The sequence below is a fragment of the Enterobacter sp. R-1.6.2 genome, from assembly GCF_035064085.1.
Taxonomy (GTDB): domain Bacteria; phylum Pseudomonadota; class Gammaproteobacteria; order Enterobacterales; family Enterobacteriaceae; genus Enterobacter; species Enterobacter asburiae_B.
Map to the genome: position 1 here is coordinate 1 of NZ_JASEYI010000010.1, position 26512 is coordinate 26512.

The 26512-nt window shown below is 58.6% G+C and carries 32 protein-coding genes; 7 read left to right on the plus strand and 25 right to left on the minus strand.

All coding sequences use genetic code 11. The annotated features are described in order from the left end of the window. Nucleotides 1–122: 122 nt before the first annotated feature. The 15 genes from QMN93_RS12235 to QMN93_RS12305 form a co-directional block, all read right to left on the minus strand. The gene (locus QMN93_RS12235; RefSeq protein ID WP_039260511.1) at nucleotides 123–731 is read right to left on the minus strand and encodes a phage tail protein I; all 609 of its coding nucleotides are present in this window, start codon (nucleotides 729–731) and stop codon (nucleotides 123–125) included. Continuing rightward, nucleotides 724–1632, minus strand: a complete 909-nt coding sequence (locus QMN93_RS12240) for a baseplate assembly protein (RefSeq protein WP_033146687.1) — start codon at nucleotides 1630–1632, stop codon at nucleotides 724–726. Before QMN93_RS12240 ends, QMN93_RS12235 begins: the two co-directional genes overlap by 8 nt. A 5-nt stretch (nucleotides 1633–1637) precedes the next feature. Beyond that, on the minus strand, nucleotides 1638–1988 hold the full coding sequence (locus tag QMN93_RS12245; protein WP_193140061.1) for a GPW/gp25 family protein: 351 nt from the start codon (nucleotides 1986–1988) through the stop codon (nucleotides 1638–1640). Next, nucleotides 1985–2626: a phage baseplate assembly protein V gene (locus QMN93_RS12250; RefSeq protein ID WP_193140063.1), complete on the minus strand. Its 642-nt coding sequence runs from the start codon at nucleotides 2624–2626 to the stop codon at nucleotides 1985–1987. Before QMN93_RS12250 ends, QMN93_RS12245 begins: the two co-directional genes overlap by 4 nt. 112 nt (nucleotides 2627–2738) lie before the next feature. Next, nucleotides 2739–3206, minus strand: a complete 468-nt coding sequence (locus QMN93_RS12255; protein ID WP_193140065.1) for a phage tail protein — start codon at nucleotides 3204–3206, stop codon at nucleotides 2739–2741. After that, nucleotides 3169–3414 carry an Rz1-like lysis system protein LysC gene (gene lysC / locus QMN93_RS12260; RefSeq protein WP_230122831.1) on the minus strand — a complete coding sequence of 82 codons (246 nt, stop codon included), beginning with the start codon at nucleotides 3412–3414 and terminating at the stop codon, nucleotides 3169–3171. The genes QMN93_RS12255 and lysC overlap by 38 nt, the downstream gene beginning before the upstream one ends. Then, nucleotides 3302–3727 carry an Rz-like lysis system protein LysB gene (gene lysB, locus QMN93_RS12265; protein WP_193140067.1) on the minus strand — a complete coding sequence of 142 codons (426 nt, stop codon included), beginning with the start codon at nucleotides 3725–3727 and terminating at the stop codon, nucleotides 3302–3304. The genes lysC and lysB overlap by 113 nt, the downstream gene beginning before the upstream one ends. Continuing rightward, on the minus strand, nucleotides 3724–4233 hold the full coding sequence (locus QMN93_RS12270) for a lysozyme (protein ID WP_193140069.1): 510 nt from the start codon (nucleotides 4231–4233) through the stop codon (nucleotides 3724–3726). Before QMN93_RS12270 ends, lysB begins: the two co-directional genes overlap by 4 nt. Beyond that, nucleotides 4217–4438 (minus strand): HP1 family phage holin, encoded by a 222-nt coding sequence (locus QMN93_RS12275; protein WP_193140071.1) that lies wholly within the window; start codon nucleotides 4436–4438, stop codon nucleotides 4217–4219. Before QMN93_RS12275 ends, QMN93_RS12270 begins: the two co-directional genes overlap by 17 nt. Next, a complete protein-coding gene (locus QMN93_RS12280) occupies nucleotides 4429–4632 on the minus strand; it encodes a tail protein X (protein ID WP_023309248.1) in 204 nt (67 codons plus the stop codon). The genes QMN93_RS12275 and QMN93_RS12280 overlap by 10 nt, the downstream gene beginning before the upstream one ends. Nucleotides 4633–4811: 179 nt before the next feature. Next, nucleotides 4812–5252, minus strand: a complete 441-nt coding sequence (locus tag QMN93_RS12285) for a DinI-like family protein (protein ID WP_193140073.1) — start codon at nucleotides 5250–5252, stop codon at nucleotides 4812–4814. 109 nt (nucleotides 5253–5361) lie between these two features. Beyond that, nucleotides 5362–7551: a replication endonuclease gene (locus QMN93_RS12290; RefSeq protein ID WP_193140075.1), complete on the minus strand. Its 2190-nt coding sequence runs from the start codon at nucleotides 7549–7551 to the stop codon at nucleotides 5362–5364. A gap of 1 nt (nucleotide 7552) precedes the next feature. Beyond that, entirely contained in the window at nucleotides 7553–7774 is a 222-nt protein-coding gene (locus QMN93_RS12295; protein WP_087823171.1) for a TraR/DksA family transcriptional regulator, read from the minus strand. Continuing rightward, a complete protein-coding gene (locus tag QMN93_RS12300; RefSeq protein WP_029741400.1) occupies nucleotides 7774–8001 on the minus strand; it encodes a DUF2732 family protein in 228 nt (75 codons plus the stop codon). The genes QMN93_RS12295 and QMN93_RS12300 overlap by 1 nt, the downstream gene beginning before the upstream one ends. A gap of 68 nt (nucleotides 8002–8069) precedes the next feature. Continuing rightward, the gene (locus QMN93_RS12305) at nucleotides 8070–8408 is read right to left on the minus strand and encodes a DUF5347 domain-containing protein (protein ID WP_039260501.1); all 339 of its coding nucleotides are present in this window, start codon (nucleotides 8406–8408) and stop codon (nucleotides 8070–8072) included. A gap of 227 nt (nucleotides 8409–8635) precedes the next feature. Between QMN93_RS12305 and QMN93_RS12310 the strand changes: the two genes are divergently transcribed. Together QMN93_RS12310 and QMN93_RS12315 are read left to right on the plus strand one after the other, a co-directional pair. Further along, nucleotides 8636–9211, plus strand: coding sequence for a phage repressor protein CI (locus QMN93_RS12310; RefSeq protein ID WP_182382734.1), 576 nt, complete (start codon nucleotides 8636–8638; stop codon nucleotides 9209–9211). A gap of 282 nt (nucleotides 9212–9493) precedes the next feature. Further along, complete coding sequence (locus QMN93_RS12315; protein ID WP_033146698.1) at nucleotides 9494–10663, plus strand: DNA repair protein; 1170 nt, start codon at nucleotides 9494–9496, stop codon at nucleotides 10661–10663. Here the strand turns inward: QMN93_RS12315 and QMN93_RS12320 are convergent, their stop codons facing one another. After that, entirely contained in the window at nucleotides 10664–11428 is a 765-nt protein-coding gene (locus QMN93_RS12320) for a siderophore-interacting protein (protein WP_182382736.1), read from the minus strand. Nucleotides 11429–11576: 148 nt separating this feature from the next. Between QMN93_RS12320 and QMN93_RS12325 the strand changes: the two genes are divergently transcribed. After that, complete coding sequence (locus QMN93_RS12325; RefSeq protein WP_167818700.1) at nucleotides 11577–12071, plus strand: PadR family transcriptional regulator; 495 nt, start codon at nucleotides 11577–11579, stop codon at nucleotides 12069–12071. Here QMN93_RS12325 and QMN93_RS12330 read toward each other — a convergent pair. Then, entirely contained in the window at nucleotides 12068–13627 is a 1560-nt protein-coding gene (locus QMN93_RS12330) for a methyl-accepting chemotaxis protein (RefSeq protein ID WP_023333505.1), read from the minus strand. The two genes, QMN93_RS12325 and QMN93_RS12330, sit on opposite strands and share 4 nt — an antisense overlap. Before the next feature lie 337 nt (nucleotides 13628–13964). Continuing rightward, nucleotides 13965–15485, minus strand: a complete 1521-nt coding sequence (locus tag QMN93_RS12335) for a PAS domain-containing methyl-accepting chemotaxis protein (protein WP_033146701.1) — start codon at nucleotides 15483–15485, stop codon at nucleotides 13965–13967. Nucleotides 15486–15920: 435 nt separating this feature from the next. On the opposite strand from QMN93_RS12335, the gene ygjG reads away from it, so the two are divergent. Further along, the gene (gene ygjG / locus QMN93_RS12340) at nucleotides 15921–17300 is read left to right on the plus strand and encodes a putrescine aminotransferase (protein WP_023309267.1); all 1380 of its coding nucleotides are present in this window, start codon (nucleotides 15921–15923) and stop codon (nucleotides 17298–17300) included. 83 nt (nucleotides 17301–17383) lie between these two features. On the opposite strand, the gene QMN93_RS12345 is transcribed toward ygjG, so the two are convergent. Next, complete coding sequence (locus tag QMN93_RS12345; RefSeq protein ID WP_039260488.1) at nucleotides 17384–17986, minus strand: helix-turn-helix domain-containing protein; 603 nt, start codon at nucleotides 17984–17986, stop codon at nucleotides 17384–17386. 42 nt (nucleotides 17987–18028) lie between these two features. Between QMN93_RS12345 and QMN93_RS12350 the strand changes: the two genes are divergently transcribed. Next, nucleotides 18029–18715 (plus strand): B3/4 domain-containing protein, encoded by a 687-nt coding sequence (locus QMN93_RS12350; protein ID WP_033146704.1) that lies wholly within the window; start codon nucleotides 18029–18031, stop codon nucleotides 18713–18715. Between the two features lie 12 nt (nucleotides 18716–18727). Next, entirely contained in the window at nucleotides 18728–19576 is an 849-nt protein-coding gene (locus QMN93_RS12355; protein WP_033146705.1) for a dihydrodipicolinate synthase family protein, read from the plus strand. Nucleotides 19577–19631: 55 nt separating this feature from the next. On the opposite strand, the gene lsrG is transcribed toward QMN93_RS12355, so the two are convergent. From lsrG to lsrA, 6 genes are read right to left on the minus strand one after another with little or no spacing between them, the layout of a single operon-like run. After that, on the minus strand, nucleotides 19632–19925 hold the full coding sequence (gene lsrG / locus QMN93_RS12360) for a (4S)-4-hydroxy-5-phosphonooxypentane-2,3-dione isomerase (RefSeq protein ID WP_008503162.1): 294 nt from the start codon (nucleotides 19923–19925) through the stop codon (nucleotides 19632–19634). Beyond that, entirely contained in the window at nucleotides 19922–20809 is an 888-nt protein-coding gene (gene lsrF, locus QMN93_RS12365) for a 3-hydroxy-5-phosphonooxypentane-2,4-dione thiolase (RefSeq protein WP_182382739.1), read from the minus strand. Before lsrF ends, lsrG begins: the two co-directional genes overlap by 4 nt. Before the next feature lie 11 nt (nucleotides 20810–20820). Next, nucleotides 20821–21822 carry an autoinducer 2 ABC transporter substrate-binding protein LsrB gene (gene lsrB, locus QMN93_RS12370; RefSeq protein ID WP_033146708.1) on the minus strand — a complete coding sequence of 334 codons (1002 nt, stop codon included), beginning with the start codon at nucleotides 21820–21822 and terminating at the stop codon, nucleotides 20821–20823. Nucleotide 21823: 1 nt separating this feature from the next. Beyond that, nucleotides 21824–22801: an autoinducer 2 ABC transporter permease LsrD gene (gene lsrD / locus QMN93_RS12375; protein ID WP_182382740.1), complete on the minus strand. Its 978-nt coding sequence runs from the start codon at nucleotides 22799–22801 to the stop codon at nucleotides 21824–21826. Next, entirely contained in the window at nucleotides 22802–23833 is a 1032-nt protein-coding gene (gene lsrC / locus QMN93_RS12380; protein WP_047060302.1) for an autoinducer 2 ABC transporter permease LsrC, read from the minus strand. Further along, a complete protein-coding gene (lsrA, locus tag QMN93_RS12385) occupies nucleotides 23830–25317 on the minus strand; it encodes an autoinducer 2 ABC transporter ATP-binding protein LsrA (protein WP_182383927.1) in 1488 nt (495 codons plus the stop codon). Before lsrA ends, lsrC begins: the two co-directional genes overlap by 4 nt. Nucleotides 25318–25532: 215 nt before the next feature. On the opposite strand from lsrA, the gene lsrR reads away from it, so the two are divergent. Next, nucleotides 25533–26504, plus strand: a complete 972-nt coding sequence (gene lsrR / locus QMN93_RS12390; RefSeq protein ID WP_039260477.1) for a transcriptional regulator LsrR — start codon at nucleotides 25533–25535, stop codon at nucleotides 26502–26504. The last annotated feature ends 8 nt before the right edge of the window (nucleotides 26505–26512 follow it).

Sequence of the window (26512 nt, forward strand, 5' to 3'; positions counted from 1 at the left end):
TATTATGGTGATCCCCTGGGCGAAATGCGCCTGGTAAGCAGAGTTTTTGAAATGTAAGGCCTTTGAATAAGACAAAAGGCTGCCTCATCGCTAACTTTGCAACAGTGCCAAATATTTTGCGGTCATGCGTTCACTCTCAGGTTATCAATCAAATGGATGGCCGAGGCCGGGTAATAATCACCACTGACAATAAGTTCCTCAGTGGTATAGGGGTAAACAGCCAGCGCATCGCCGTGATAGCATCCTGCGCCGACATAAAACTCTCCCGTTGAGCTCAGGCTGATAGCCAGCCCGGTCATGTGTCTACTTGCCGGTTTGGCATCCTCAATGAGCCGTTCAAGCTCCTGATACATTTCGTCAGTGATGCCGTTATCAAGCACACCGACAACCAGACGGAATGTGCCAGGCTCCTCACCGAGCTGCCACCACTCGCGCACCTCAATCAAAAAGCCAAGCGGTTCCACCACACGACGCAATGCGCTGATGGTTCCTTTGTGCTGATGGACGAAAAACGAGGACATAATGACGCTGCGTTTGGTGCTCTCCGGCCACGCCTCATCCCAACGGTCTACCGACAGCGCCCATGCCAGGTAGGGAAGTAAATTTACCGGGCACGCGCTGGGGTTCCATAACGTGCGTAGAGGTACCGGCACACGCTCAATATTCGAGAGCGCAGCGGCAGCGGCGACTTCCAGCGGCGAGGATCCAACGGGTAACAGCCTTTCACTCATCCGAACCCCCGATCGCTATCTGATACGAGGTACAGTTCGAGGCCTGCGACTTACTCAGTACAATGTCAGAGTGGGGAGATTCCAGTTCCACGCGCTGCACGCCTTCAACGTGAAGTGCTGCATAGATGGCCGAGAGACGAATATCGCGTCCAAGGCGATGCTGCGCGCTGATATAATTCTGCAGCTTCTGCTCTGCAGCTTGCCTGATGGGTTCAGCTTCTGGTCCGGGATAAACGTAGAGCGTTGCGTTTATCTTGTAAGGCACAATTTCTGCTGACTGGACAGTTACACGATCGCCGACCGGGCGGACGGTTTCAGCGTTAAGCGCTTTTTCAACAACCGCCAGTAGTTCAGGACGAGCGGTACCATCACCCTCACGGGATAACACCGAAATCGTCACGTATGCGGGCTGAGGGCTTTCAACCGAAACGTCAGCGACCCGTCCGTCGGCGCTTCGACCATGATATTCATAGGCTCCAACCGGCCCCGCGACGCTCAACCCTTCAAAGGCCTGCTGCGCACGCAGCCGCAGGTCGGCATCAGACTCCATGACGGCAGCCGTTGGCGGAATGGTAGTGTCATCGCCCGGGGTGATGGTCAGGCGTTCGGTATTATTGTTTCCCGCAATAACGTCCAGATCGTGACCGGAAGAATAGGCCAGCGTCACGGCCAGCGCAGCCTCATTAACCCGCTGGCGCCAGATAACTTCCCGGTAGGCGTTCTCCTGCAGAAGCTTCACAATCGGCTCGGATTCCAGCGTCAGCGTCCGTGCAATCGCCTCTCGCTCCTCTTCCGGATAGAGGGAGACAAAGGTGGCCTTTCGTTCTGCCAACAGCGTTTCATAATCCACCTCCTCCACGACATCAGGCGCGGCGAGCTGGCTCAGATCAACAATAGCCATAGCGTTTAACTCAGTGAAATGGTGATAGAAAAGGATTGTCCGGAGGTCGGGCGCGTGCCGGTGATATCGACATACAACGTCCCGTCGTTCTCCGAACGCTCGAATGTGATGGCCGTCAGGCTTATTCGCGGCTCCCATTTCTGGATGGCGGAATAACAGGCGGCCATGATTTGCAGTCGCAGCGCCGGGCTCTGCGGCCTGTCGATCATCGCCGCCAGCAGCGAGCCGTATTCCCGGCGCATGACCCGCGAACCGATCGGCGTAACCAGAATGTCGCACACGCTTTGCCGGATGTGTTCAGCCTCTGAAATGCTCAGCCCGGTCTGCCTGTTCATCCCCCTGTAACGCACCGTCATTGTGTCCCCTTAGTCCAGCTTCCGCCGCTTTGCACACTGCCGTGCGCGTGGTTATCCACCTGCACCCCGTTGGAGGTGAATTTACCGCCGGAATGCTCAATATTTCCGGCCATCACACCGCCCTTCTGCACTTCAAGAGAGGCGGTAATTAACTTGTTAGTGCACACCACTTCAGGCGTATCCAGCGTGATGCGGGACGTTGACATCACCCTCACCTCCGGCACGGTGGCGGTCAGCGATTCAGAGGCGGTAATGTCGGCCGTTTTAATGCCTGTAACCGTCAGCGCCCCGTGACCGGGTTCGTACTCGATGACCGCCCCGTCAGGAAACGAGACGTGGAACGCATCAGGTGACCCGGACGGCGCCGGATGGTCGTCAGAGAAAATGCCGGGCAGCACAAAGGCGGTATCAAGCTCGCCGCCGATGGCCAGCAGCAGCACCTGCTCTCCCTCGGAAGGGGCCCACCAGACGCGCGAACGTCCCGCACGACAGGTGAGCCAGTTCAGCCAGGTGGTTTTCATCCCGCCGGTCTGGACACGACAAAGCCCTCTGCTGAGGTCAACATCGGTCACAACACCGATACGAATAAGATTGCGGATCGCGCGAGCGATGCCGTTCATGGAAGTTAATGTATTCATGAGAAGAGAATGCCGTTCAGGAGGAACGGCAGCAACGAGACGCGGTTTTCTGCGGGATGATACAACAAGCGGTCCAGACGGCAGGCGCCAGGTGGCCTTCAGCGCGGGGAAATTAGTCCTCCCACTGGCTGACCAGCTCGCCGTTGACGTATAGCGCCTTCGGACGCGTAACGGGCTCCGGCAGCGGCGGCTCGGGGGAATACGTCGCGTGGAGAGCGCCCTGCTCCTGGGAAACAAGAATTCGCTCGGTTAATTGCACGCTGATGGTGATATCCATCGTATCGTCATCGTTTAAGACGATCGCGAAGGTGTAACCGTTTTTGCGTCCTTCATCGAGGGTAAAAATATCCGGCTGGTTTTCCCGAAGCCAGGCCAGCACCGGGACGAAAAATCCCTCGCTGTCGCCGGTGAAGCCGCTAACCTTCGCGTTCAGCGCATACCGTTTTTCAAAGGAGAGCGAGGAGGCCTGGCGGGCGTCAATATTGCCGCCTCCGACCGACATCTGCAGGCGCTCCGGGTTGGCATTGAGTTGGGGGATCGCGTCAATTAATGCCTGACGCAGGCTCTTGAGTTTGTGCATCGAGTTTATCCTGACAGTCTTTAATGGTTTCAACCTGCAGCGCGCAGGCGATAAGGGCGTATTCCAGCCTGCGAATATCCGCGCTGAGATCGCCGTTAGTGGCGGGTTCGCTCCCCGGCATCGGGCAGCGGCTCACCTTCGGGCAGGCGTTGTAAACAATGTGCTGCGGAGGCGCAGGCGGTGCGGGTGTGCAGCCTGCGGACAGCATCAGGCAGCTGAGCGGTATACCAGCGGCGTAACGCTTCATTTTCATTGAGTAATTTCCCGATAGTCGCTTCCCGTCTTGCCCCCTCCTCGCCCGCCGTGACAAGCTCCTCACGGAGCCTGACCTGGGCGTTTTCATTTGCTCTGGCCATCCGCTGCGACAGGGACAGCTGCTGATTAAGCGTGGCGAGGGCCGTTTTTTGCTCGCTGGCGACCCGATTGGCCGTAGCTAAGGAACGGGACAGGTTCAGGTTGTCATGACGAAGCCACAGCGCGATGGCCAGCAGCCCGGCCAGCGCCAGCATGAGCGTTCTCATGGCAGCCCCTTCATGCACCAGGCCTTCTCGCGGACGCGACGGTTTTCCAGCCCGGCATTTTTGACGCCGTTGACGTACACCCAGCGGGTAAGCTGCCCGCATGCCTGCACCCACTGTTTACGTTTGATAAAGGACACCAGCGTCGAACGGCAGGCGGCGCCTGCGCCGACATTAAAGGTAAAACTCACCAGCGCGTCATAGACCCGGGGCGGCATCTCTACTGGCGCACATGCCGCCAGACGCCGCTCAACATTGAGCACATCAGCGACCAGATTTACCGCAGCCTCACGCTCGGTAATGTCCCGCGTCGGCACAACGTTTGCCGTGTGGCCAATGCCGGACGTCCATACGCCGGCGCTACACCGGTAGGGCGAGAGGCGACATCCTTCGAGATCGGCAATCAACGCCAATCCTTCCGGGGACGTTTTCAGTAATCGAAAGTCAGGCATCAGCACCGCCAGGGCCAGCACGCCGGCGACGCTGCAACGCTTAATGATTGAGTTCACGAATGCTCTTCTTATCGAGGCCAAGAGACTGGAGATAGCGCCAGGTTTTTCGCTTAAACCAGTAATTCGTTAATGCGGTAAAAATGGCGCACAGACTCCCCACGTACAGCGCGACTTTTTCAGGAGACATCGCCCCGAACCATGCCAGCGCCATGGCCAGCCAGTAGGCGATAAACGTGGTGATTTTCTCCAGGCTCAGTCCCATAGGTTTACGGATTCTTTTGTGGGGGCGCTATTCACCTCCGGCATCTCTACCGGCGTGCCGTGAGGCAAGATAACGCCTAACTCCGCGAGGCCAGGATTGGCCTTCAGAACGGCTTCAACGACGCCAGCCGTGCGCCCATAAAAGCGGGCGCAAACGGCATCAAGCGTGTCCCCTTGCATTGCATAGATTTTCATCAGACGCTCCCAACATCCGGTTTCCAGGTACCGTAGAGTTTCCCGGGCCAGCAGGCTTTTCGCTATCGCTGACGGATGGACAATCGCGGGCACAACAGATCGTCCGCGAGCGGCGAAGCGTGGTTCAACGGAAGCGCAAAACAGGAATGAGGGTGTTGGTACGGGTGATGACGCCGGGGCTAGCGCCAGCTCTCGTCTTCCCAGACTTCCCGGAGGATAGCGTCCAGCGCCTCGCGATCGGCTTCTTTTTCAAGCCCCTGGAGTTCGACCCCCGTCACCGATCCGATTTTCACGTTCACCCGCGATGACGGAAACAGGGAGCGTATTCTGCGGGTCAGTTCGCACTGAAAGGCCTCAACGACGGCAGGGTCAATCTGCTGATCTTTATCGAGAGTAATGTTCACCCGAACGTTGCCCTCTTTTTTGATTCGTTCCGGAACAGGCGATGCTGAGAACACAACGGTAAATGCGTTGTTCTTGATTAAATTTCCCCGCGCAATCTCAGCAATCAAATTCAGGGCAATCTCACGATCTCTTTCCTGACACGTTCCTTCCGTCGTCAGTCGCGCAATCAGCTCGACTCGTTCAATCATGACCTGCTCGTTCAACTCTCTGTCCACACAACCTCCACCACGAGATACTGTATAAACATACAGTAGCACGTATTCACAAAAAGAGTGAAGCGAAAAATCAGAACCCTTCACGGTATGTACATGATATGGATGGAGATTAGCGTGCCCTCTGAGCGAAGAGATCCGTTAAAAGCCCAATACGTTCAAGGATTTTCCGCGCCTTTTGCTGGTAAGAACACGGTGCCGGAAATAGCGATCCGTCAGCTGCGCCCCTGCACCATTTATCGTTAAAGCGGCTGATGCCTCCCGCCATCAGATGCAGGGCTTCTGCCCGGCTGATGGCTATCCCGGTGGCGAGCCGTATCTCATCGATCACCTTCTCCGGTACCCCGTTCTGCGGGTCGCTCGCGAAGACGACGGGCGCTGTCGCGCCAGGGCGGATGAATTTGATGCGTTCGGTTAACGCCCGCCTCGCACGTCGGCTGAGGGGTTGAGAAAGATCGGTCTGCGTACAGTTATTGACAGAACTCCGAGAGGATACGGGCGCGTCCTTAAGATCCGCGGCCCGCTTCGGCACAATTTTCCACTGCGTGAGCCGGGTTAAAACTGGGCTGCCCGCGCCAACGGCAGAATCGTACACGCCGCGGATGCGGACCGTTTCCTCGCCGTACTGGTTAAACCCGGCGCGCGGCTCATACAGCGTGCGCACCTGTAAATCATCGCGACGCACAAACGGCCCGCCCTGCGCAGTAACGTAACCCGCCCAGTCCCCGGCGTCGGCAGCCTCCTGGACGGCGGCAAACTCAACGCTCAGACCGCGCGCGGCCTCGGCATCCACCAGACGTCGCAGCTCGCGGTAGACCGTTACCGGCGCGCCGCCGATGAACTGAAACTGGCGAATGTGCCAGCGTCCTGCCCAGGCCGACACGGCGGACGCCGTCTCCTTCAGCAATCCACCGCTTTCGTTATCGGTCTCGCCATCGAGCGCATAGCCGTCGATATTCTTTGAGATGTATTTGGCGATATAGCCGGTAGCGCTGCCTTTCTGCGGATCGATCGCGTCCGCGTGAAAGCGCGCCTGTCTGGCGCTTTCGCTCTGCAGCTCAACGGCATCCTCCTGCCGGGCATAATCCCCGATAATCCGGCGAACGCATTCGACGTCTTCCGGCAGCATAAACATCAGCATGTGCCAGTGGGGCGTACCGTCGTGATGGGGTTCCGCAACGCGGATACCAAAGATACGGCGCCCGTCCCGGTGCAGTTTTGCCCGGATGCGCGCCCACAGGCGGGTAAAGTAGATTTGCGTATCCGCCGGGCTGGCCCCGTTCCACTTCGCGTTGGGGAAGCCTGATTTCAGCGTCGCGTGATACTGCGCGGGCGCGGTTAAGGTATAGAACTCGCCCACGTAGCCCAGCGACTCACAGATATTTTCAAACCCGCGGATGCGGGTCATCAGTTCACAGCGACGTATCGCCGGGTTGGCCACCGAGCTGTCGTATTTTTCAATCAGGCTGATGCGGTTGCCCTCTTCATCTTCCAGCTCCATGCCCTTGAGAAATTCGCGGGTGCGGCGCTTCTGCTCGCGCCACTCGGTCACGCAGCGTTTGCTCGCATACGCCGCTTTTCGCTTGCTGACGTTGCCGAGGGCGATCTGCAAATGCTCGCGCCAGGCAGCCGCGACCCGACGCAGGCGCCCGCACCACCACGCCTCGGAAAACATGCGGATCACCGCCGCGGCAACGTCATCTTTGTTGAAAAACGTCTTCGACACCCGCTCCCAGTGCGGAGGCGACACGTTGAACTGTCGGGCGATCAGTCCGGCGCGCTGATACCAGACGTACAGCGTCTGGTATTCACCCATCTCAGCATCGTTAATATTCGCCAGCTCGCCGCGAATAAAGCTGGCGATATCTGCGGCCAGCAGGTCGATGTCCGCGCGGGACATATCCGGAAGGCGGTTATAGCGGGCCACCAGTTCGACCATCCGCGAGGCGAGGTATTGCAGAAGCTTGGTGTCGAAATGGCCGTCAAACACGGCCCTCGAGACCTCGTCGTGCAGGCCTGTGCAGGCATAGCGTTCAGAGACCCGCCTCAGACGGGGTAACATCCTTTTGCAGAAGCGGATCAAAAAGGCGTTAGCCTGCGGGCTGCCCCTATGCTGTTCGAGGGCGTCAACCGTGCGCCAGACCTCGAAGCGTACGCAGTCAGGCTGCTGTGAGAGGGCAATTCTTGCCTGCTGCAGCGCCGCGAAAAGGCGATCGCGGCGCTGCTGTTGGGCATGGGTGAGATAAGGGCTGGCAATGGCCGACCGTGGGGCATTCCACGGATAAGCAAATGACGTAGCCAACTTATCCTCCCCGGACGTGTTTATTTTTTATCTCTGCGATCTCCTGGCAGGTTACGCACAGGGCTACGCCGGGCACCGCTATTCGGCGCGCCTCCGGTATCGGCGCCTCGCAGTCCTCGCAGAGGAAACGCGAAGGCGATGCGGGTCGTCTGCGGGCGCGATTAATGTACCGCTCTCTGTCCTCCTGCTCGCGCGCCTGCGCAAGATCGATAAAATCGGCCATCAGTGCAGCTCCTGGGATTCACGCTCGTAGCGGGCCGCCTCGTGGCACAGCAGTTCGGCAACGTCTTCTCCGCTCATGCCGGTTTTGTAGATATGGCTCGCCAGGGCCTCCAGACGCAGGGAGACCGCGAGGGCTCGCGCGCATCGTTCCTCTGTTTTTGCCTCTGCCAGCAGGCGCTTCAGTTCTTCACTTCCGGTCGGATAAGGGCGGTTTTCACTGTTTCGCATCACGCGTTCTCCTTAAATTCAGGCAAAAGGATGCCCGGCGGGTTTACGCCATTAGTTTTTGGGTTGGGTTATATCGGCATGGTCAGCCGTTCAGGAAATAAACTCACGACAGCACGAAAATGATTCATGGCGTTAATCAGCGCCCTTTTCTCCTCTGTGGTTAGCTCACTGAGCTCGCACTCATGACGGGCGACGGGCAATCTCGCCAGGAAAAAGAGGGCGGCCAGCGCCCTGCTGTTCTCCTCAAAACAGGGATCGCGCTTATCGCGCAGCTCAGCCATAAACCGCGCCAGCTCTTTTCCGCTATCGCTCCCGTATCGGGCGCGCAGTTCAGCGACGTGGTTAAGCCCGCTAAGGCGAGCTCCCACGCTAAGTGGAACCCTTGCACGGGCAGCTTCTATCGCCATATCTCCCCTCGCGTAAACTCACGCACGCTAGTGCGCTGAAAACGGGCACAGCACGGTTTTTTCCGCCGTTTGATGATTGCGATTTCAGATGCCATGCTGCATGATTCCCATTTTGATAATGTCTGCAATCATTAGCCTCTGTTTGCCAACGCCTGCCGCTGATTGCCCGAATTTGTAATAATACTAATACCCAAATGAGTATTAGTAAACACCCAAAGGAATATATTTTGATTTTAGATTCTCAAGTGAATAATGAAGAGTTACTCGATAGAATCTGTCAGGTATATGGTTTCACGCAGAAAATCCAGCTGGCCCGGCACTTTAATATCGCCGCCAGCTCGCTTCAGAACCGCTACGCGCGCGGTACCGTCTCTTACGATTTTGCGGTTCAGTGCGCGCTGGACACCGGTGCCAGCCTTCGCTGGCTGATGACCGGACAAGGTGCACAGTTTGAAGGTCACCCCGCGCCGGGCGATCCGGTTTCGGTTTCCACATTCACACTGAGTGATGGAAAGCTGGAAGAAAATACCACTTTGAGTATTGACTCTGGTTTCTTTAGCAAACCGCTGGCTCGCGGCATCGCCGTTCGGGCGGAGGGAAAGCTGCACTTTATTGAAAAAGAAGCATCGTTAACCGACGGCCTGTGGCTGGTTGAGATTGAAGGCACCGCCAGCATCCGCGACCTCACGCTGCTGCCGGGTAAAAAACTCCACGTGGCGGGCGGCAAGGTTCCGTTTGAATGCGGTATCGACGAGATAAAAACGGTGGGGCGCGTGGCGGGGATTTACAGCGAGGTTAATTGAGGGTGGGTCGGATGCATTCGCCACCAAAGGTGGGGCGCTCGCTTTCGGGTAGGACACGGAAAAACCCGAGGCAGGGGAAAAAGAGAATCGACGCACATTAACAGGGCTGGTGAAGGTGTGGCATGTCGCTCTATCGGGTTTACCCCATAATGAGAGCACCACACATCAACTCATTAAAGAAATCCCCCATCGCGCCGATCATCATCCGTGTGTATTATTTCCTGTAGCTTTTACAACAACTAACCTTAACTCAAATACTTAAGCGCCAAAGCGAAAGGCATCATGAGCACACCGATCAAACGGCTAGAAATCATTAAAAATGCCATTGAACTGGAAGATGACGACATCATCCAGAGCCAGCTGACACGCCTGAAAAATGAAGCGTTTGACGATGAGCTGCAGGCAATCGTCGTGGCGCTTGAGGAGAAGAACTACACCGCTGCGATGGCGGCAATTACCGCCTGGCTGCAGGGCCAGCGCGCCGTGACCCAGTGGCGCGATCCGCAGGTGGCCGCCAGCAAGCTGGAGCTAAAGGCACTGGAAGAGCGTCTGCGCGATCTGATTGACCGGCGCAACGCCCGGGTGCAGCAGCTTGATGAGTTCAACGATCTCTATTTTTCTCGCCTCGGACCGCTGATGCAGCAGATCCTCGCCCTGCGTAAAACGCTGGCCGAGCTCAATCTGCGCCGTCAGCAGGCGGAAGCGCGTCGTCGCGAGGAAGATTACCGTCGCTGCCAGCGCTATATGGCGCAGGCGGTAGAGGTGCTGGCGACGCTCACCCAGCGCTGGCGCGATCTCCCGGCCGACTCCGTGCAGGCCGCTGAGGCGCGTAAGCATCTGGAACAGCAAAGCAATCTGATTGCCAACCTGCTGGCCGAAGCGCTGGAGCTGGAGAGCGGCTTAACGCGCGAAGAGGAGCCTGCGCGTCAGGCGCGCGACGACGCTAACGAAGAGTACGAGAAGTATCGCGAGCAGCATCACGATGCCGAAGTGCGGCTGCGCAAAGGGAAAGATCTCTCGGAAGAGGATCGGAACGAGCTCAAGCGCCTCTGGCGGCAGGCGAGCAAGCTCTGCCATCCGGATCTGGTGGCGGACGACCTGAAAGAGGAAGCTAACGCGATGATGGTCCAGCTCAACCAGGCGAAGCAGCGTGGCGACGTTAAAACCATTCGCTCACTGGTGGCCCGGCTGCAGCAGGGCTTTGAGCCATTGATGGCAAGCGACAGGCTGAACGATCTGGAACGTATCCGCAAAAAAATGGCGCAGGTTCGCGAGCAAATCGACATTTTAGTGAACGAGCTGGCGGAGCTGGAGAAAGAGGAGTCCTGGCTTCTGGTCTCGTCGCTGAACAATATGGAAGCGTACTTCGCTCAGCAGGAGAAAGCCCTGCACGAGGTCCGCGCCTCGCTCGAACATCAGGTGAGCGAAGCGCAGCTGGATTCCGCCGCCTGATTATTTGGCGTGCCAGTATGCGCTGGCACGCACCAGCTGCTGGTCAATCGCGTCGGTTTCAAACTGACGGCTCAGCGTCTTCACTACCTTCCCTTCCCCGGTCAGCCAGATGAAGTAATCTTCCTCTGGAACGGTCAGCGCCGCCAGATGGTCCGCTACCGCCTGCTCGCTGTGGCCCACCACCCAGGTGATGTTGAATTCACTCAGGTGCGCCAGATACGCCTTATAAGAATCGTCTCCGACCGTCACAACCGCATGAATTTCCGGGCGAACCGGCAGTTTAGCAATGCTCTCCAGGCGTCGACGCAGCGCGGGCATGCCGGACTCGTCGCACACGTACAGCTGCCAGGCGTAATCCTCCGGAACCACCAGCGAACCGCGCGGACCGCCGATGGTCAGCCTGTCGCCCGCTTTCGCCTCGACCGCCCAGCGGCTGGCAATGCCGCCGTCATGAACGAAGAAATCGAGCACCAGCTCATGGTTTGCCTCGTCGTACAGCGGCGTGTAGTCGCGCGTCTGAGGACGTACGCCGTCACCCCAGTCGATGCCTTCATCGGTGACCACCGGCGGTACAAATACCGCCCCAGGAGCCGGGAAAAAGACTTTTGTATGGTCGTCGAAACCGCGGGAACTAAAGCCCTCCAGCTGCTCGCCGCCTAAAACAATGCGCTGGAAACCCGCGCTGGCGCGCTCAACGCGGAGCACCGTCAGCTCGCGAAAGCGCAGGTCATTACGAACACGCTGTGGGTAACGGGTAGATGCCATTTTTAGCCCCTTCTCTGGTGAATACGATATATCTAAATCAATTATCCAAATGATAATGATTACTAGTAAGTAAAAATGCAAGATCTTTTAGATTGCATCTGAATATATCTTAGATATAGTTTAGATATATCAAATTAAGAGAACTACTATGCGACACGAACACGACAGCGGCGGGCGCCGACCGCGCTTTTTCGGCCACGGCGATCTGCGGCTGGTGATTCTGGATATCCTGACCCGCAGCGCGAGCCACGGCTACGAGCTGATCAAAGAGATCGAGAATCTGACCCAGGGGAACTACACCCCGAGCCCAGGGGTGATCTACCCGACCCTGGATTATCTTCAGGATCAGACCTTTATCACCATTACGGAAGAAGATAACGGTCGTAAGAAGATTGCGATTACCGCTGAAGGACAACGCTGGCTGGACGAAAACCGGGAACAGCTGGAACAGATCCAGGTGCGTATCAAAGCGCGTTCCGTCGGTTTTCAGCTGCGCAAAAACCCGCAGATGAAGCGGGCGCTGGATAACTTCAAAGCGGTGTTAGACCTGAAGGTGAATCAGGGAGAGCTCAGCGACGCGCAGCTCAAGCAGATTATCGGCGTTATTGACCGCGCGGCGCTCGAGATCTCCCAGCTGGACTAAGCCGGAGCGTGCTCGCTCACGCGGAAGACGCGTACCAGCTCCTTCAGGTGCATCGCCTGTTCGTTAAGCGATGCCGCCGCCGCGACGGACTCCTCCACCAGCGCGGAGTTCTGCTGGGTGGTGGCATCAATCAGGCCAATCGCGCTGTTAATCTGCGAGATACCTTCCGTCTGCTCGTGGCTGGCCTGGCGGATTTCGCGCAGGATCACGTCCATCTCTTCCACGTTGCCGACCATCCCGTTGATCAGCGCACTCGCTTTTTCAACCAGGTTCATCCCGTCCTGGGTCTGGCTGGTAGAGCTCTCAATCAGCTCGCGGATTTCGCTGGCAGACGACGCGCTCTTCTGGGCAAGCTGGCGAACTTCACCCGCCACCACCGCAAAGCCGCGACCGTGCTCGCCGGCGCGCGCCGCTTCCACCGCCGCGTTCAACGCCAGAATATTGGTCTGGAAAGCAATAGCGTCGATCAGGTCGATAATGTCGGACATCCGGTTCGACGTCTCGTTAATCAGGCGCATTTTGCTGGTCACCTGCTTCATCATCTCGCCGTTGTTTTTGACCACCGTGGCGGCATCCGCCGAGAGGTTGGTCGCTTCCCCGGTATGCGAGGCGGTATTTTTCACCGTCGCGGTGATCTGCTCCATCGAGGCGGCGGTCTGTTCTACAGAACTTGCCTGCTCTTCCGTGCGCGCGGCCAGATCCTGGTTCCCGGCGACAATCTGCGCGGCTGCGCTGGAGATATTCTCCGAGCCGGTTTGCACCTGCTGCACGATGTCCAGCAGTCGCGTTTTCATCTCCATCAGCGCATGCAGCAGCAGACCCGTTTCGTCTTTACCATGTGGCGTGATGCTGCCCGTCAGATCGCCCTCAGAAATGGCTTTTGCAAAATGCACCGCCTCGCCGAGCGGACGAGTGATAGCGCGCACGATAAACCAGCCAATCAGGCTGCCTGCCGCAACGCTAAAGAGCGTGAGCAGGATCAGCAGCAGGCGGTTAGACCTGAAATCCCCTTCCACCTGCGCGCCGGCACTCTGCATCTCGCTGTTTTGAATGGTAATCAGCTCCTTCACCTTCGCTTTATAAGCCTGCTGCACGGCGAGGGTGGTGGTCATCATCTCCTGAATAGCGCCCGCACGATTGTTGTTCTGCACCGCCTGCAGAATGCGGTAGCGCGAGTCCAGATACTGCTGGCGCACGCTGCGGATCTCCGCCAGAACCTGCTGAGACTTTTGATCCTGCAACGCGTTGTTCAGCTCGCCCAGGATCACCGTGATGTGCTCGCTGATCTCTTTCAGGCGCTGCTGAGATTGCCCCGTATAGGTGCCCTGCTCGTCCAGCAGCATCAGCTGTTGAGTGCTAATAAATTCCTGGAAGTTATCGATTAACTGGTTCGCTTTTACCGTGGTCGGATAATCACTGGTAATAATCGATTGCATCCCGTTATTAGCCCGGTTCAGGCTCAGCAGAGACAGGCTCGCACTGATGGCCATCAGGACAATAAAGAACCCGAACGCCAGAAATAATTTCGTGCCGATCTTTACGTCATGTAAGAACATATTTTCTCCATCGATGTGATTATTTCTCAGACGATCGCTGTTATCGGTAACGATTTCGCTAACTTTATGAGTTTGATCGTTTTTTTATTTCATAACCCCCGCAATGCATAGGTGCAGGCTATTAATATGGCCTCATCGATCGTTACCAGACCGTCAAACGGGGTATTTTCGAAATAGCATTCTGAAGAACTGACTTAGGCAGGAATAAATAACTGAGGCACTTTCTTTAGTTATTTAATATTAAATTAACAATAAACCACATTAATAGTCACAATCAGAAAAATAAAAAGCCGTTTATTCCCTACGGTATAAACGGCTTTTTTGGAACATTACTGACTCAGTGGAGCACAGTCACCGCATCCTTTAGGCGTCCGGCGCGGTGCTTCACCATTGCAGAAATGTGGGCGCTCTCCTCGACCAGGTCGGCGTTTTTCTGCGTAATGCTGTCGAGTTCAGCCACCGCGCGGGTCAACTCTGACAGCCCGGTTGCCTGCTCGGAGGTCGCGTGGCTGATCTGGGCGATAAGCTGCGTCACGTTTTTCACCTGCACCACGATATCATCCATCGTGCGGCCTGCGGCGTGAACCTGCTCAGAGCCGGACTGCACCTTGCTGGCGCTGGCATCAATCAGTTTACGAATATCATTGGCGGCACTGGCGCTGCGGCTGGCGAGATGGCGCACTTCGCCCGCGACCACGGCAAAACCTTTTCCCTGCTCTCCTGCCCTTGCCGCTTCAACCGCCGCGTTCAGCGCCAGAATGTTGGTCTGGAAAGCGATATCGTTAATCAGGGAGGTAATCGAGCCAATCCGCTGCGTGCTGTCGGCAATGTCATCCATGGTTTTAACGACGGTCTGCATCGCGTTGCCCCCTTTCGTCGCCGCGCTGCTCGCGGCCACGGAGAGTTTATCCACCTCGGCGGCGGTTTCAGAGTTACTCTGAACGGAAGCGGCCATCTGGTTCATTGTTGCGACGGTCTGCTGCACGTTCGCCACGGTCTGACGCGTCCGATCGTTCAGGTCTTCATTTCCCTGCGCCAGCCTGTCGCTGCCGTCACGGACGCTCACTACCTGGCTCGAGACGTCATTGATTAACCAGCGGCACATCAGGCCCAGCTGCCCGACCGCGCGCAGCGTCAGCCCCAGCTCGTCGCTGCGGTTCAGATGCTGCACGCTGTTGCGTTCACCGGTTGCGACCTTCAGGGCCTGTCGCGCCACATTCTCTACCGGGCGGACAATCTGTTGCTCAAACAGCAGCGTCCCCAGCAGCATCACCACCGCGGCAGCAACGAGCGGCATCCACCCGGCGGAAGTCGCGATCAGCGTGGCGGCGAGAACGGCAAAAAGCGCCGCCATCACGCTGCGCACGCGCCAGCGCAGCGGCATTGCCGGCAGTTTACCCAGCCAGCCTTTTCCAACCACCAGCCCCTTGTGCACGCGTTTCTTACAGCTCCCGTCGTTCAGCGCCCGGTAGAGCGGCTCCACGGCCGCAATCTCTTCGGCTGTGGCTTTGGTGCGAATGGACATATAGCCCGTCACCTGCCCGCGGCGCACCATCGGTACCGCATTCGCACGCACCCAGTAGTGGTCGCCGTTTTTGCGCCGGTTTTTGACAATCCCGCTCCACGGCTCGCCCTGCTGCAGCGTGTACCACATATCGGCAAACGCGGCTTTTGGCATATCGGGGTGGCGCACCATATTGTGCGGCTGGCCCGTCAGCTCATCGAGCTGGTAGCCGCTCACCTGCACAAAGGTGTCGTTGGCGTGTGTGATGTAGCTGTGGACGTCTGTGGTAGACATTAAGGTGGTGTCATCGTCCAGAGGATATTCATTCTGGGTGACATAGGTTGGAGAGGACATCGTGGGCATCCCTTGCAGGTTATTTGAATGTTAATTTTGTGGGTCAATGTTTTTTCGGCGGTAAACAATTTATCTTTAGTTGTTAAACTTGATGAAGATCGCAGATTTCACTTAAACCATATTTTTTGTACGATTTTATAATTCATTGATTTCAAATACTTTCGCAAAGAAATTACCTATAAAGCATGACCAGTTAATGCCCACTTAAGTTGCAGCCAATGCACTTCTTTAGTGCAGATGCGCTTTTCCGGCCTCATTTACCCTTTTTGTCCTGTACCGCTAAATCCCGTTTCGGTTGCTCCGGCATGATTAAATATTGTGCAACATTATTTTAACCTGGCGTTTATCCCGATTTTCGTTAAGTCATCTGAAGTGGCGTAATCCCTGCAATACTTAAACCAGTATCATGTGATACGCGATCCCCGGGAGCACATTTTGAACAGGTTACCTTCCAGCGCCTCGGCTCTTGCCTGTACCGCGCACGCACTGAATCTCATTGAGAAGCGAACGCTCGATCATGAGGAGATGAAACAACTTAACCGAGAGGTCATCGATTACTTTAAAGAGCACGTCAATCCAGGTTTTCTGGAGTATCGCAAATCTGTTACCGCCGGCGGGGATTACGGAGCCGTAGAGTGGCAAGCGGGGAGTCTTAACACGCTTGTCGACACCCAGGGACAGGAGTTTATCGATTGCCTGGGTGGTTTTGGTATCTTCAACGTGGGGCACCGTAATCCAGTTGTGGTTTCCGCCGTACAGAATCAACTTGCGAAACAACCTCTCCATAGCCAGGAACTGCTCGACCCGCTTCGCGCTATGCTCGCGAAAACGCTGGCGGCCTTAACGCCCGGCAAACTGAAGTACAGCTTCTTTAGCAACAGCGGCACGGAATCGGTCGAAGCGGCGATTAAACTCGCCAAAGCGTACCAGTCGCCGCGCGGGAAATTCACCTTTATCGCCACCAGCGGCGCGTTCCACGGTAAATCCCTGGGCGCACTGTCTGCTACCGCCAAATCCACCTTCCGCAAACCGTTTATGCCGCTGCTGCCGGGCTTCCGCCACGTGCCGTTCGGCGACATTAACGCCATGCGCACCGTGCTGAGCGAATGCCGTAAAACCGGCGATGACGTGGCGGCGGTGATCCTGGAGCCGATTCAGGGTGAAGGCGGCGTGATCCTCCCTCCGCAGGGCTATCTGCCCGCCGTGCGTCAGCTGTGCGATGAGTTTGGCGCGCTGCTGATCCTCGACGAAGTCCAGACCGGGATGGGGCGCACCGGCAAGATGTTTGCCTGCGAGCACGAAAACGTTCAGCCGGACATCCTGTGCCTGGCGAAAGCGCTCGGCGGCGGCGTGATGCCGATTGGTGCGACGGTTGCGACTGAAGAGGTCTTCTCGGTGCTGTTCGACAACCCGTTCCTGCATACCACCACTTTTGGCGGTAACCCGCTGGCCTGTGCGGCCGCGCTGGCAACCATCAACGTGCTGCTGGAGCAAAACCTGCCCGCCCAGGCGGAGCAGAAAGGTGACATGCTGCTGGACGGCTTCCGTCAGCTAGGCCGGGAGTATCCGGACCTGGTGCAGGACGCGCGTGGCAAAGGGATGCTGATGGCGATTGAGTTTGTCGATAACGAAACCGGCTATAGCTTCGCGAGCGAGATGTTCCGCCAGCGGGTGCTGGTCGCCGGAACGCTCAACAACTCGAAAACCATCCGCATTGAACCGCCGCTGACGCTGACGATTGAGCAGTGCGAGCAGGTGCTGAAAGCGGCGCGTAAAGCGCTGGCAGCGCTGCGAATAAGTGTGGAAGAGGCGTAATCAACGCCGGGTGGCGCTACGCTTACCCGGCCTACAAAATACTGCATGCAGGCCCGGTAAGCGTAGCGCCACCGGGCTGCTTTTTATCGGTGAAATTCCGCCACCGTCATGGTGAAGCGAAGCACGGTATCGCCTTCGTTCGCATATCCGTGCGCCGCTTCCGTTTTCGCCACCGCCGATGCGCCAGCGTTAACCTGGGTCACCGTCTCATCCACCGTCAACGTTAAAACGCCTTCGTTCACGTGCAGCAGCTCAAAGGTTCCCGCCGGGTGCCCCGGAGAGGTAAAGCGCTCTCCCGGCTGCATCTCCCACTGCCATAGCTCAATCATATCCGGGCCTGCGGTTCCCGCCAGCAGTCTGGCGCGTCCACCCTGTGCGCCCTGCCACAGCACCGGAATCGCAGCCTCTTCGATAACGTGCACCAGCGGCTCGCTGGATACGTTGACGATATCCGCTACGGAGATGCCGAGCGCGGCGGCCAGCTTGCACAAGATGGCGATACTGGGGTTGGCTGCGCCCTTTTCGATCTCCACCAACATGCCTTTGCTAACGCTTGCTCGGCGGGACAACTCGTCCAGAGACAGCTTTTTCTCTTTGCGCCAGTTGCGTATGCGGTTTGCCACGGCCAGGCTTACCAGGGCAACATCGGCACCCTGCGAAGTCATTATATTGACTTTATCAGTCATTGGTCACTACCATGGTATAAAACAGTCAATACAGGATTATTTATGTCTCTCGTTACGCCGTCAATAGATTCGCATCTTGCCGGGATTGCCCCGGGCTTTCGGGCGCTGAGCATTCTGGTTGAAGCTGCGCCGATAACCCACCCCGAGGTTGCGCCCGCCGCGTTGGCGCAGGCCTGCCAGCAGATGTTGAATGATGATGTGCCATGGGCTGATGCACACCTTTCAGACTGGGATGAGGTGTTTAAAGCCTTCGGCGCGAAACCGAAACGCACGCCCTGCTCGGCATCTGCCCTGCGCAAGCGGGTACTGAAAGACGGTTCGCTGCCGTCGCTGGATCCGGTCGTAGATATCTATAACGCGGTGAGTATTCGCTATGCCATTCCGGTGGGCGGGGAAAATCTCGCGGCGTATTCGGGTGCGCCGCGTCTGACGCTGGCCGACGGCAGCGAGCCGTTTGATACCTTCAAAGAGGGACAACCAGTGATGGAACATCCGGAACCGGGCGAGGTTATCTGGCGCGACGATCTCGGCGTCACCTGCCGCCGCTGGAACTGGCGACAGGGGGTACGTACCCGTCTGGACAGGCAGGCACAATCCATGTGGTTTATTCTTGAAAGCCTGCCGTCGATGCCCCTTGCGGCACTGGAAGAGGCAGGAGAAGAACTGGTCAACAACCTGCAGCGGCTGATGCCGGGAGCCACGGCTCGGGTTCAGCTGCTGACGCTGTAGGAGGACAACACGATGTTTCACGGGTTAAGCGCGTTTCCGTTAACCCCCCTGAAAGAGGGGACGTTTGACGAGCACTCCTTCATCAATCTTCTGCGCCCCGTGGTCGACGCTGGTATGGATTCACTGGGCATTTTGGGCTCAACGGGAAGTTACGCCTATCTGACCGTTGAAGAGCGCGGTCGGATCGCACGCTGCGCGGTGGCGCATGCTGATGACATTCCGGTCATCGTCAGCATCGGCGCATTGCGGCTGGACGATATTCTGCGTCTAGCTGACGACGCGCAATCGGCAGGTGTCTCCGGCGTGCTGCTGGCACCCGTGTCGTACCAGCGATTAACGGAAGACGAAGTATTTAATCTGTATGAAACGGTGACCCGCCAGCTCTCAGTACCGCTGTGCATTTACGATAATCCCGCCACAACCGGTTTTTCGTTTAGCGATGAACTGTTATTTGCCGCCGCGGCCCTGCCGAATATAGGGTCCATTAAGCTTGGCCGCGTGCCGGAGGACCTGTTGCAGGTACGCGCTCGTCTTCCTGATACCGTCACGCTGGGCATCGCCGGTGACTGGCGAGCGGCCTCCGCCCTGCAGGCCGGGTTTGACGTCTGGTACTCGGTGGTCGGCGGGTTGTTTCCGCAAACAGCGCTGGCGATTGCCCGTTCGAAAGAGTCGGCACAATCCGAGCGGCTGGAGCCGCTTTGGGCGCTGTTCCGCCATTATGGTAGTTTGCGGGTGGTAGCGGCAGCGGCAGAAATGCTGGGGAAAGTGGAAACACCCGCGCTACCCTTCCCCCTTCAGGCTCTTCAGGGTGAGCCGCGCGAAGCGCTTGCTACGATACTTGCGGATCTGGCGCTGGCTTGAACAACGCCGGGTGGCGCTAGCGCTTACCCGGCCTACAAAACCTTTATAACGCCTGTTACTCCGGCAACAGCCCCACAAAACTGCGTTTCTTGCGCGGCTCCGACATCAGCTCTTCGAGCTTATCCACGCACGCCAGATAGTGCGGGGTTTGCTTGTGCGCCAGCACCGCCTCTTCGTCTTTATAGGCTTCGTAGATAAAGAACCGGGTTTTCACCCTCGGATCCTGCAATACGTCAAAACGCAGGTTTCCCGGCTCCTGGATTGCCCCCTCGTGGTTGGCGCGAAACACCTCCAGAAACTCGTCTACCCGCTCGGGCTTGATGTTGATCTCCACCAGCGTCACGTTCATTTTGCTTCTCCCTGTTTCTCTTCCTGCCAGAACTGGAACGCATCGCGGGCGTTCCAGTTCTCGTGAACCACTTTTTTCACCGCCTTCAGCATGGAGAGCGGCGCGCTGGACTGGAAGATGTTGCGCCCCATGTCCACGCCGGACGCGCCCTGGTCGATCGCCCGCCAGCACATCTCCAGCGCCTCGTGCTCCGGCAGCTTTTTGCCCCCGGCGATAACGATCGGCACCGGGCAGCTGGCGGTCACTTTTTCAAAGCCCTCGTCCACGTAGTAGGTTTTGACGAACTGCGCCCCCATTTCGGCCGCGATGCGGCTGGCGAGCGAGAAATAGCGCGCGTCGCGCGCCATCTCTTTCCCCACGCCCGTCACCGCCAGCGTCGGCATACCGTAGCGCGCGCCCGCATCGACAAGCTTGATGATGTTGTTGATCGACTGATGCTCAAACTCGCTGCCGATATACACCTGCGCCGCCACCGCGCAGACGTTCAGGCGCAGCGCGTCCTCCATCGCCACCGCCACGCACTCGTTCGACAGTTCGCCCAGAATCGAGTTACCGCCGGACGCGCGCAGCACCACCGGTTTGTTCGTCGCGGCTGGCACCAGGCTCCTGAGGATGCCGCGGGTGCACATCAGCACGTCGGTTTCGCCAAACAGCGGCGCGATGGAGAGGTCGATACGCTCAAGCCCGGTGGTCGGCCCCTGAAAGTAGCCGTGGTCAAAGGCCAGCATCACCGTGCGGTTGCTCTGCGGGTTGAAGATGCGCGCAAGCCTGGACTGCATGCCCCAGTCCAGCGAGCCGCAGCCCTTCAGGGTGTACGGCACATTCTGCTGCGCCGTGCCGATGCCAAAATCCTTGCCGTCTTTGATGTCGTCTAAATCAGCCATTTGCTCCCCCGTCAGAAATCGTATTTGCTGATGTTCTCTTTGGTGAACACCACGCGCTCCGGCAGCAGCACGATGCCGTTGCCCTTCGCCTCATACTGGTAGCCCTGCACGCTGTTCGGCTCGACCTTCAGCGCGCCGATATTTTTTACGTCCACGCTGTCGCCGACGTTAAGATCGCCTTTTTTCAGCAGGCGATCGGCGACGTTGACCGCAATTTTGCCCTGTTGTACTACATCCCACAGGCCGAAGGCTTTCACCGTGCCGCGCTCAACGTACGGGCGCATCACGTTCGGCGTGCTGAAGCCGACAATCGCCACCCCTTCCCGCTTCAGGTTTTCCGCCGCCTGCGCCGCCGCTGGAAGCGCGTTGGCGTCCGGGGCGATAATCGCATCCAGATCCGGATACGCTTTTAAGATCCCTTCGGCGGTTTGCAGGGATTTGGTGGCGTCGTTATAGCCAAACTGGGTCGTCACGACCTGCCACTGGGGGTGATCTTTCTCGATTTTGGCCTTCGCCTCTTTCACCCACTGGTTCTGGTCGGTGACGGTCGGGCTTGAGTAGAAGAACGCCACTTTAGCGTTCGGTTTGGTGACCTGTTTGCCCGCCATCTCCACCAGCAGGCCGCCCAGCTGCTCCGGCGTCCCCTGGTTGATGTAGATGCTGCGGCACTCCGGTTTGGTGTCGGAATCCCAGGTCAGGACCTTGACGCCGCGCTGCATCGCGCGCTTGAGCGCCGGGCAGAGGCCGTCCGGCGACACGGCGGAGACGATAATGGCGTTATAGCCCTGGTTAACGAAGTTATTGATGAGCTGCACCTGCCCGGAGACGCTCGGCTCGGTCGGGCCGTCGTAGGTCACGTCCACGCCGAGGTCTTTCCCCGCCTCTTTCGCGCCGTTGCCGCCGCTGGTGAAGAACCCCACGCCCACCAGCTTCGGGATAAAGGCAATGCGGTCCGCCGCCTGCGCCGAGGCGAAGCTGAGGGCCATTGCCAGGACTATCAGTTTTGTTTTCATCTTACGCTCCGGATAGTTTTCTAAAGAGAGAACGCACCCACTCGCGGTGCAGACTCAGCGAACGTCCCATCACCACCACAACCAGCAGCGCCCCTGACAGCGCGCTCGACACCTGGTTAGGGATGCCGACCATCTGTAAACCCTGCTGCAGATACCCCACCAGCAGCGCCGCCAGCGCCGTACCGACAACCGAACCTGACCCGCCGTAGATATTGGCCCCGCCGAGCACGGCGGCGGTGAGCGCGGGCATCAGCAAATCGCGCCCCAGATCCGAACGCGCGGAGCCGAAATAGGAGACCATCACCAGCGCGGCAATCGCCGAGGCCACGCCCACCAGCCCGTACAGCGCGTAGGGCATGCCGTTCACCGACAGCGCCGCATAGCGCGCCGCGCGCGGGTTTTGCCCGATCAAAAACAGGTGACGACCAAAGCGCCCGCGGTGGGTAATCAGCCAGAAAAAGACGGTAATCACCGCGAACAGCACCAGCGGGATCGGCATACCCAGCACCGTGAGGTTAGCGAACGCCGTGAAGCTGTCCGGGAAGCCGCCGATGCCCTCGTAGCCCGTCGCGCCCGCCATGCCGGAGAGCAGCAGCGCGCCGCCGCCGTAGAGGTAAAGCGTGCCGAGGGTGATTACCAGCGGGCTGATGCCGGTGTAGTGAATCAGCGCGGCATTAAGTAATCCGCACAGCAGGCCGAGCAGCAGCGTCAGCGGAACTGCGACCGCCATCGGCCACCCCGCCTGCATCATCACGCCCAGCGCGATGGCGCACAGGCCGATAGTCGAACCGAGGGAGATGTCGATCCCGCCGCTGATGATGACCAGCGTGAGCGGCAGCGCCACAATGCCGATGCAGATAAAGTCGCTGGTGCTGAACAGCAGCATGTTGACGTCGAGCATGCGCGGGTTGATGGCGCCAAAGAGAAGGATCTCCAGCACCAGTAAAATCAGCAGCGCGCTTTCCCAGTTAAGCCTCATTTACGCCACCTCTTTTTTGCGTTTGGGAAACGGGGTGACGTGCTTTCCCCCTTTGTTACCCGGCTGGAAGCGGCCGTACTTCAGCGCCCGCTGATGGCGCGCCAGCGCCTGGCGCAGACGCCCGTCGAGCACCAGCACGCCCAGCAGCACCAGCCCGGCGATAAAGTCGTTCCACCACGCCGGGAGCCTGAACAGCACCAGCACGGTGTCGATTTGGGTCAGGAAGAAGGCGCCGAGCAGCGCACCAATCAGCGTGCCCGTGCCGCCCAGCAGCGAAATACCGCCGAGCACGCAGGCGGCGATGGCCTTCATCTCCAGCCCGCTGCCGGTCTGGTTGGGCACAAAGCCAATCTGCGCGGCAAAGACGATCCCGGCGCAGGCCGCCAGCATGCCGTTGAGGGTAAAGGCGATCATGCGGGTGCGGTTCACCGCCACGCCCAGCTGTCGCGCGGCGGCGAGGTTATCCCCCACCGCGTAGAAATCACGCCCGAACGCGGTGCGCGAGAGCGTCCACGCGCCCGTGACCGCGATAATCAACACCAGCATGCCGAGCGGCGAAATGCCGATGGCGGCAGGCTCAGAGAGGGATTTCAGCCCGGGCGGCAGCCCTTCAATCCACTTTCCGCCGGTCCAGAGCAGCATTGCCCCGCGGTACAGCCCCAGCGTGCCGAGGGTGGCGACAATCGCCGGGATGCGCAGCCCCACCACCAGGAACCCGTTGAACGCCCCGGCCAGCGCGCCAATAGACAGCGCGAAGAGAATGGAAACGGGAAGGCTGTAGCCGCTATTAAGCGCCACGCCGACGGCGATGGCGGACAGCCCGACGATGGAACCGACGGACACGTCGATATTGCGGGTCAGCATCACCAGCGCGGCACCGATGGCCAGCAGGATCAGGATCTGCGAGCTGGCGAAAATCATCCCCAGCGTCTGTAAACTCAGGTAGGACGGATTCAGCGCCACCAGCACGGCGAACAGCGCCAGAATGGCGAGGAACGCGCTCAGCTCGCGGTTTTTCAGCAAGGTCTTCATGACTGCCCTCCGAACGCCAGCGCCATCATCCTGTCGAGGCTGACGGCGTGGCGCGGCAGCTCGCCGCTGAGCACGCCCTGATGCATCACCAGCACGCGGTCCGCAAGGCCCGGGAACTCGTCAAGATCGCTTGAGATCATCAGCACCGCCACGTTCTGCGCCGCCACGCTTTTTATCAGCTGATAGATGTCGGCGCGCGCCGAGACGTCCACTCCGCGCGTCGGTTCATCAACGATCAGCAATAAGGGGTTGGCCTCCAGACAGCGCGCCAGCAGCACCTTCTGCTGGTTGCCGCCGGAGAGCGTCCGCACGGTTTGATCCGCATGATTGAGCTTGATCCCCAGCGCCCGGTGATAACGCTCCACCACCGCAGACTCCCGCTTGCGCTGCTGCCAAATCGATGGCTCGTTCAGCGCCACCGTGTTCCAGCGGATCGGCGCGTCGAGGAACAGGCCGGATACCTGCCTGTCTTCCGGCAGGTAGACCAGCCCTTTTTCCAGGCGTGAACTTACCGGCTCGGCGGTAATGTCCTGATTCTCCAGCCAGACGCGTCCGCCGCGTACCGGCCGCAGGCCGTAGAGCGTTTCCGCAAACTCGGTGCGCCCGGATCCCACCAGCCCGGCCAGGCCGACGATCTCGCCGGCGAAGATCTCAAGGCTGAGATCGATAAAGCCTTCCCCGGTGAGATCCTCTACCCGCAGCACCGGGAAATCCTGCGCCTGGGTGCGGCGGTTGCCCGGCAGCGCCAGCCACAGCTTTTGCGTATCGCTGAGGGATTTCTCCCGGCTTACCGGCGTCATGGCGGCGATCAGGGCGCTGTCGTCAAACTGCGCGGTTTCACCGCTCAGCACCACCGCGCCGTCGCGCATCACCGAGACGTGGCTTGCCAGCTGGCGAATCTCCGGCAGCTTGTGCGAGATAAAGACAATCCCGACGCCGAGCGCCTGCAGGGCGCGGATCTGGCGGAACAGCCGCTCGGTTTCGCCGGGCGTGAGGGAGGCCGTGGGTTCGTCGAGGATCAGGATCCTCGCGTTGCGCATCAGCCCGCGCAGGATCTCCACCATCTGCTGATCCGCCACCTCCAGGGTGCTGGCAGTGGCGTCGAGGTTAAGCTGGCACTGGAGCTGCTGGAGCTTCTCCGCCAGGCGCTTTTCCAGATCGCGTTCGCGCGGCAGGCGAAACAGGATGTTTTCCCGCACCGTCAGGTTGGGGAACAGCAGCGGCTCCTGCGGCACCAGATAAATGCCTAACCCGTGCGCCTGAGCGGGCGTGAGCCGCGCATATGACTGCCCCTCGACAGAAAGTTCACCGCCGTCCGGCGTTTCGACCCCGGCGATGATCTTCATCAGCGTCGATTTTCCCGCGCCGTTTCCGCCCATCAGGGCGTGCACCTGGCCCGCAAGCAGCGTGAAATCAATGCCTTTTAAGACCGGCACGCCTGAGAACTGCTTGCTGATATTCCGCGCGTCGAGAAGTGGTGTCATCATCGCTCCGCTATTGAACAAATGATTTTTAGATTTAATAATGTTCAAAAGCGTAGACGGTGAACTATATTTACAACCGTGCAGGGATCACAGTTTTATCGATTGAGATACAGATAAACCAGAAACGATCTAAAAGATCCGTTTTGTCGCGTGGCTCACACTTTCCCTTCGCGCCATCACGAACATATGATCTAAATTTTTATAAGAGTTCAACTATGAGCGATAAACGCACTGCGGAAGAAGGACGGTTTGCCGGGCTGGCACTGGCGGAAGAGGAGCTGGTGGCGCGCGTGGCCTGGTGCTACTACCACGACGGATTAACCCAGAACGACATCGGCGAGCGGCTCGGGCTGCCGCGCCTGAAAATCTCCCGCCTGCTGGAAAAAGGCCGTCAGTCCGGGGTGATCCGCGTGCAGATCAACTCCCGCTACGAGGGCTGCCTGGCGCTGGAGACCGAGCTACAGCAGCGCTTTGGCCTGAAGCTGGTGCGCGTGATGCCCGCGTTAAATACGCCGCCGATGAACGTGCGGCTCGGCATTGGCGCGGCGCAGTCGCTGATGGGCGTACTGGAGCCCGGCCAGCTGCTGGCGGTGGGGTTTGGTGAAACCACCATGAGCTGCCTGCAGCACCTGAGCGGCTTTATCAGCTCGCAGCAGATCCGCCTGGTGACGCTCTCCGGCGGCGTCGGGCCGTACATGACCGGTATCGGCCAGCTGGATGCGGCCTGCAGCGTCAGCATGATCCCCGCCCCGCTTCGCGTGTCATCCGCAGAGGTGGCCGGGATCTTAAAACGCGAGACCAGCGTGCGGGACGTGATCCTCGCCGCGACCGCCGCCGACGTCGCTGTGGTCGGCATTGGTTCAGTGAACCAGCGCCGTGACGCCACGATACTGCGATCCGGCTATATCAGCGAAGGTGAACAGCTGATGTATGCCCGCAAAGGGGCGGTCGGCGACATTCTCGGTTATTTCCTCAATGCCGAAGGGGAATGCGTCGAGGAGCTGGAGATCCACAAAGAACTGCTGGGCGTCACGCTCGATGAACTGGCGCAGCTGCCCACCATCGTTGGCGTGGCCGGAGGAGAAGAGAAAGCCGATGCGATTTATGCCGCACTGAAGGGTCGCCGTATCAATGGCCTGGTGACGGAGGAGACGACAGCCCGCGCGGTGCTGGCTCTGGCCGACTAAGAGCCGCC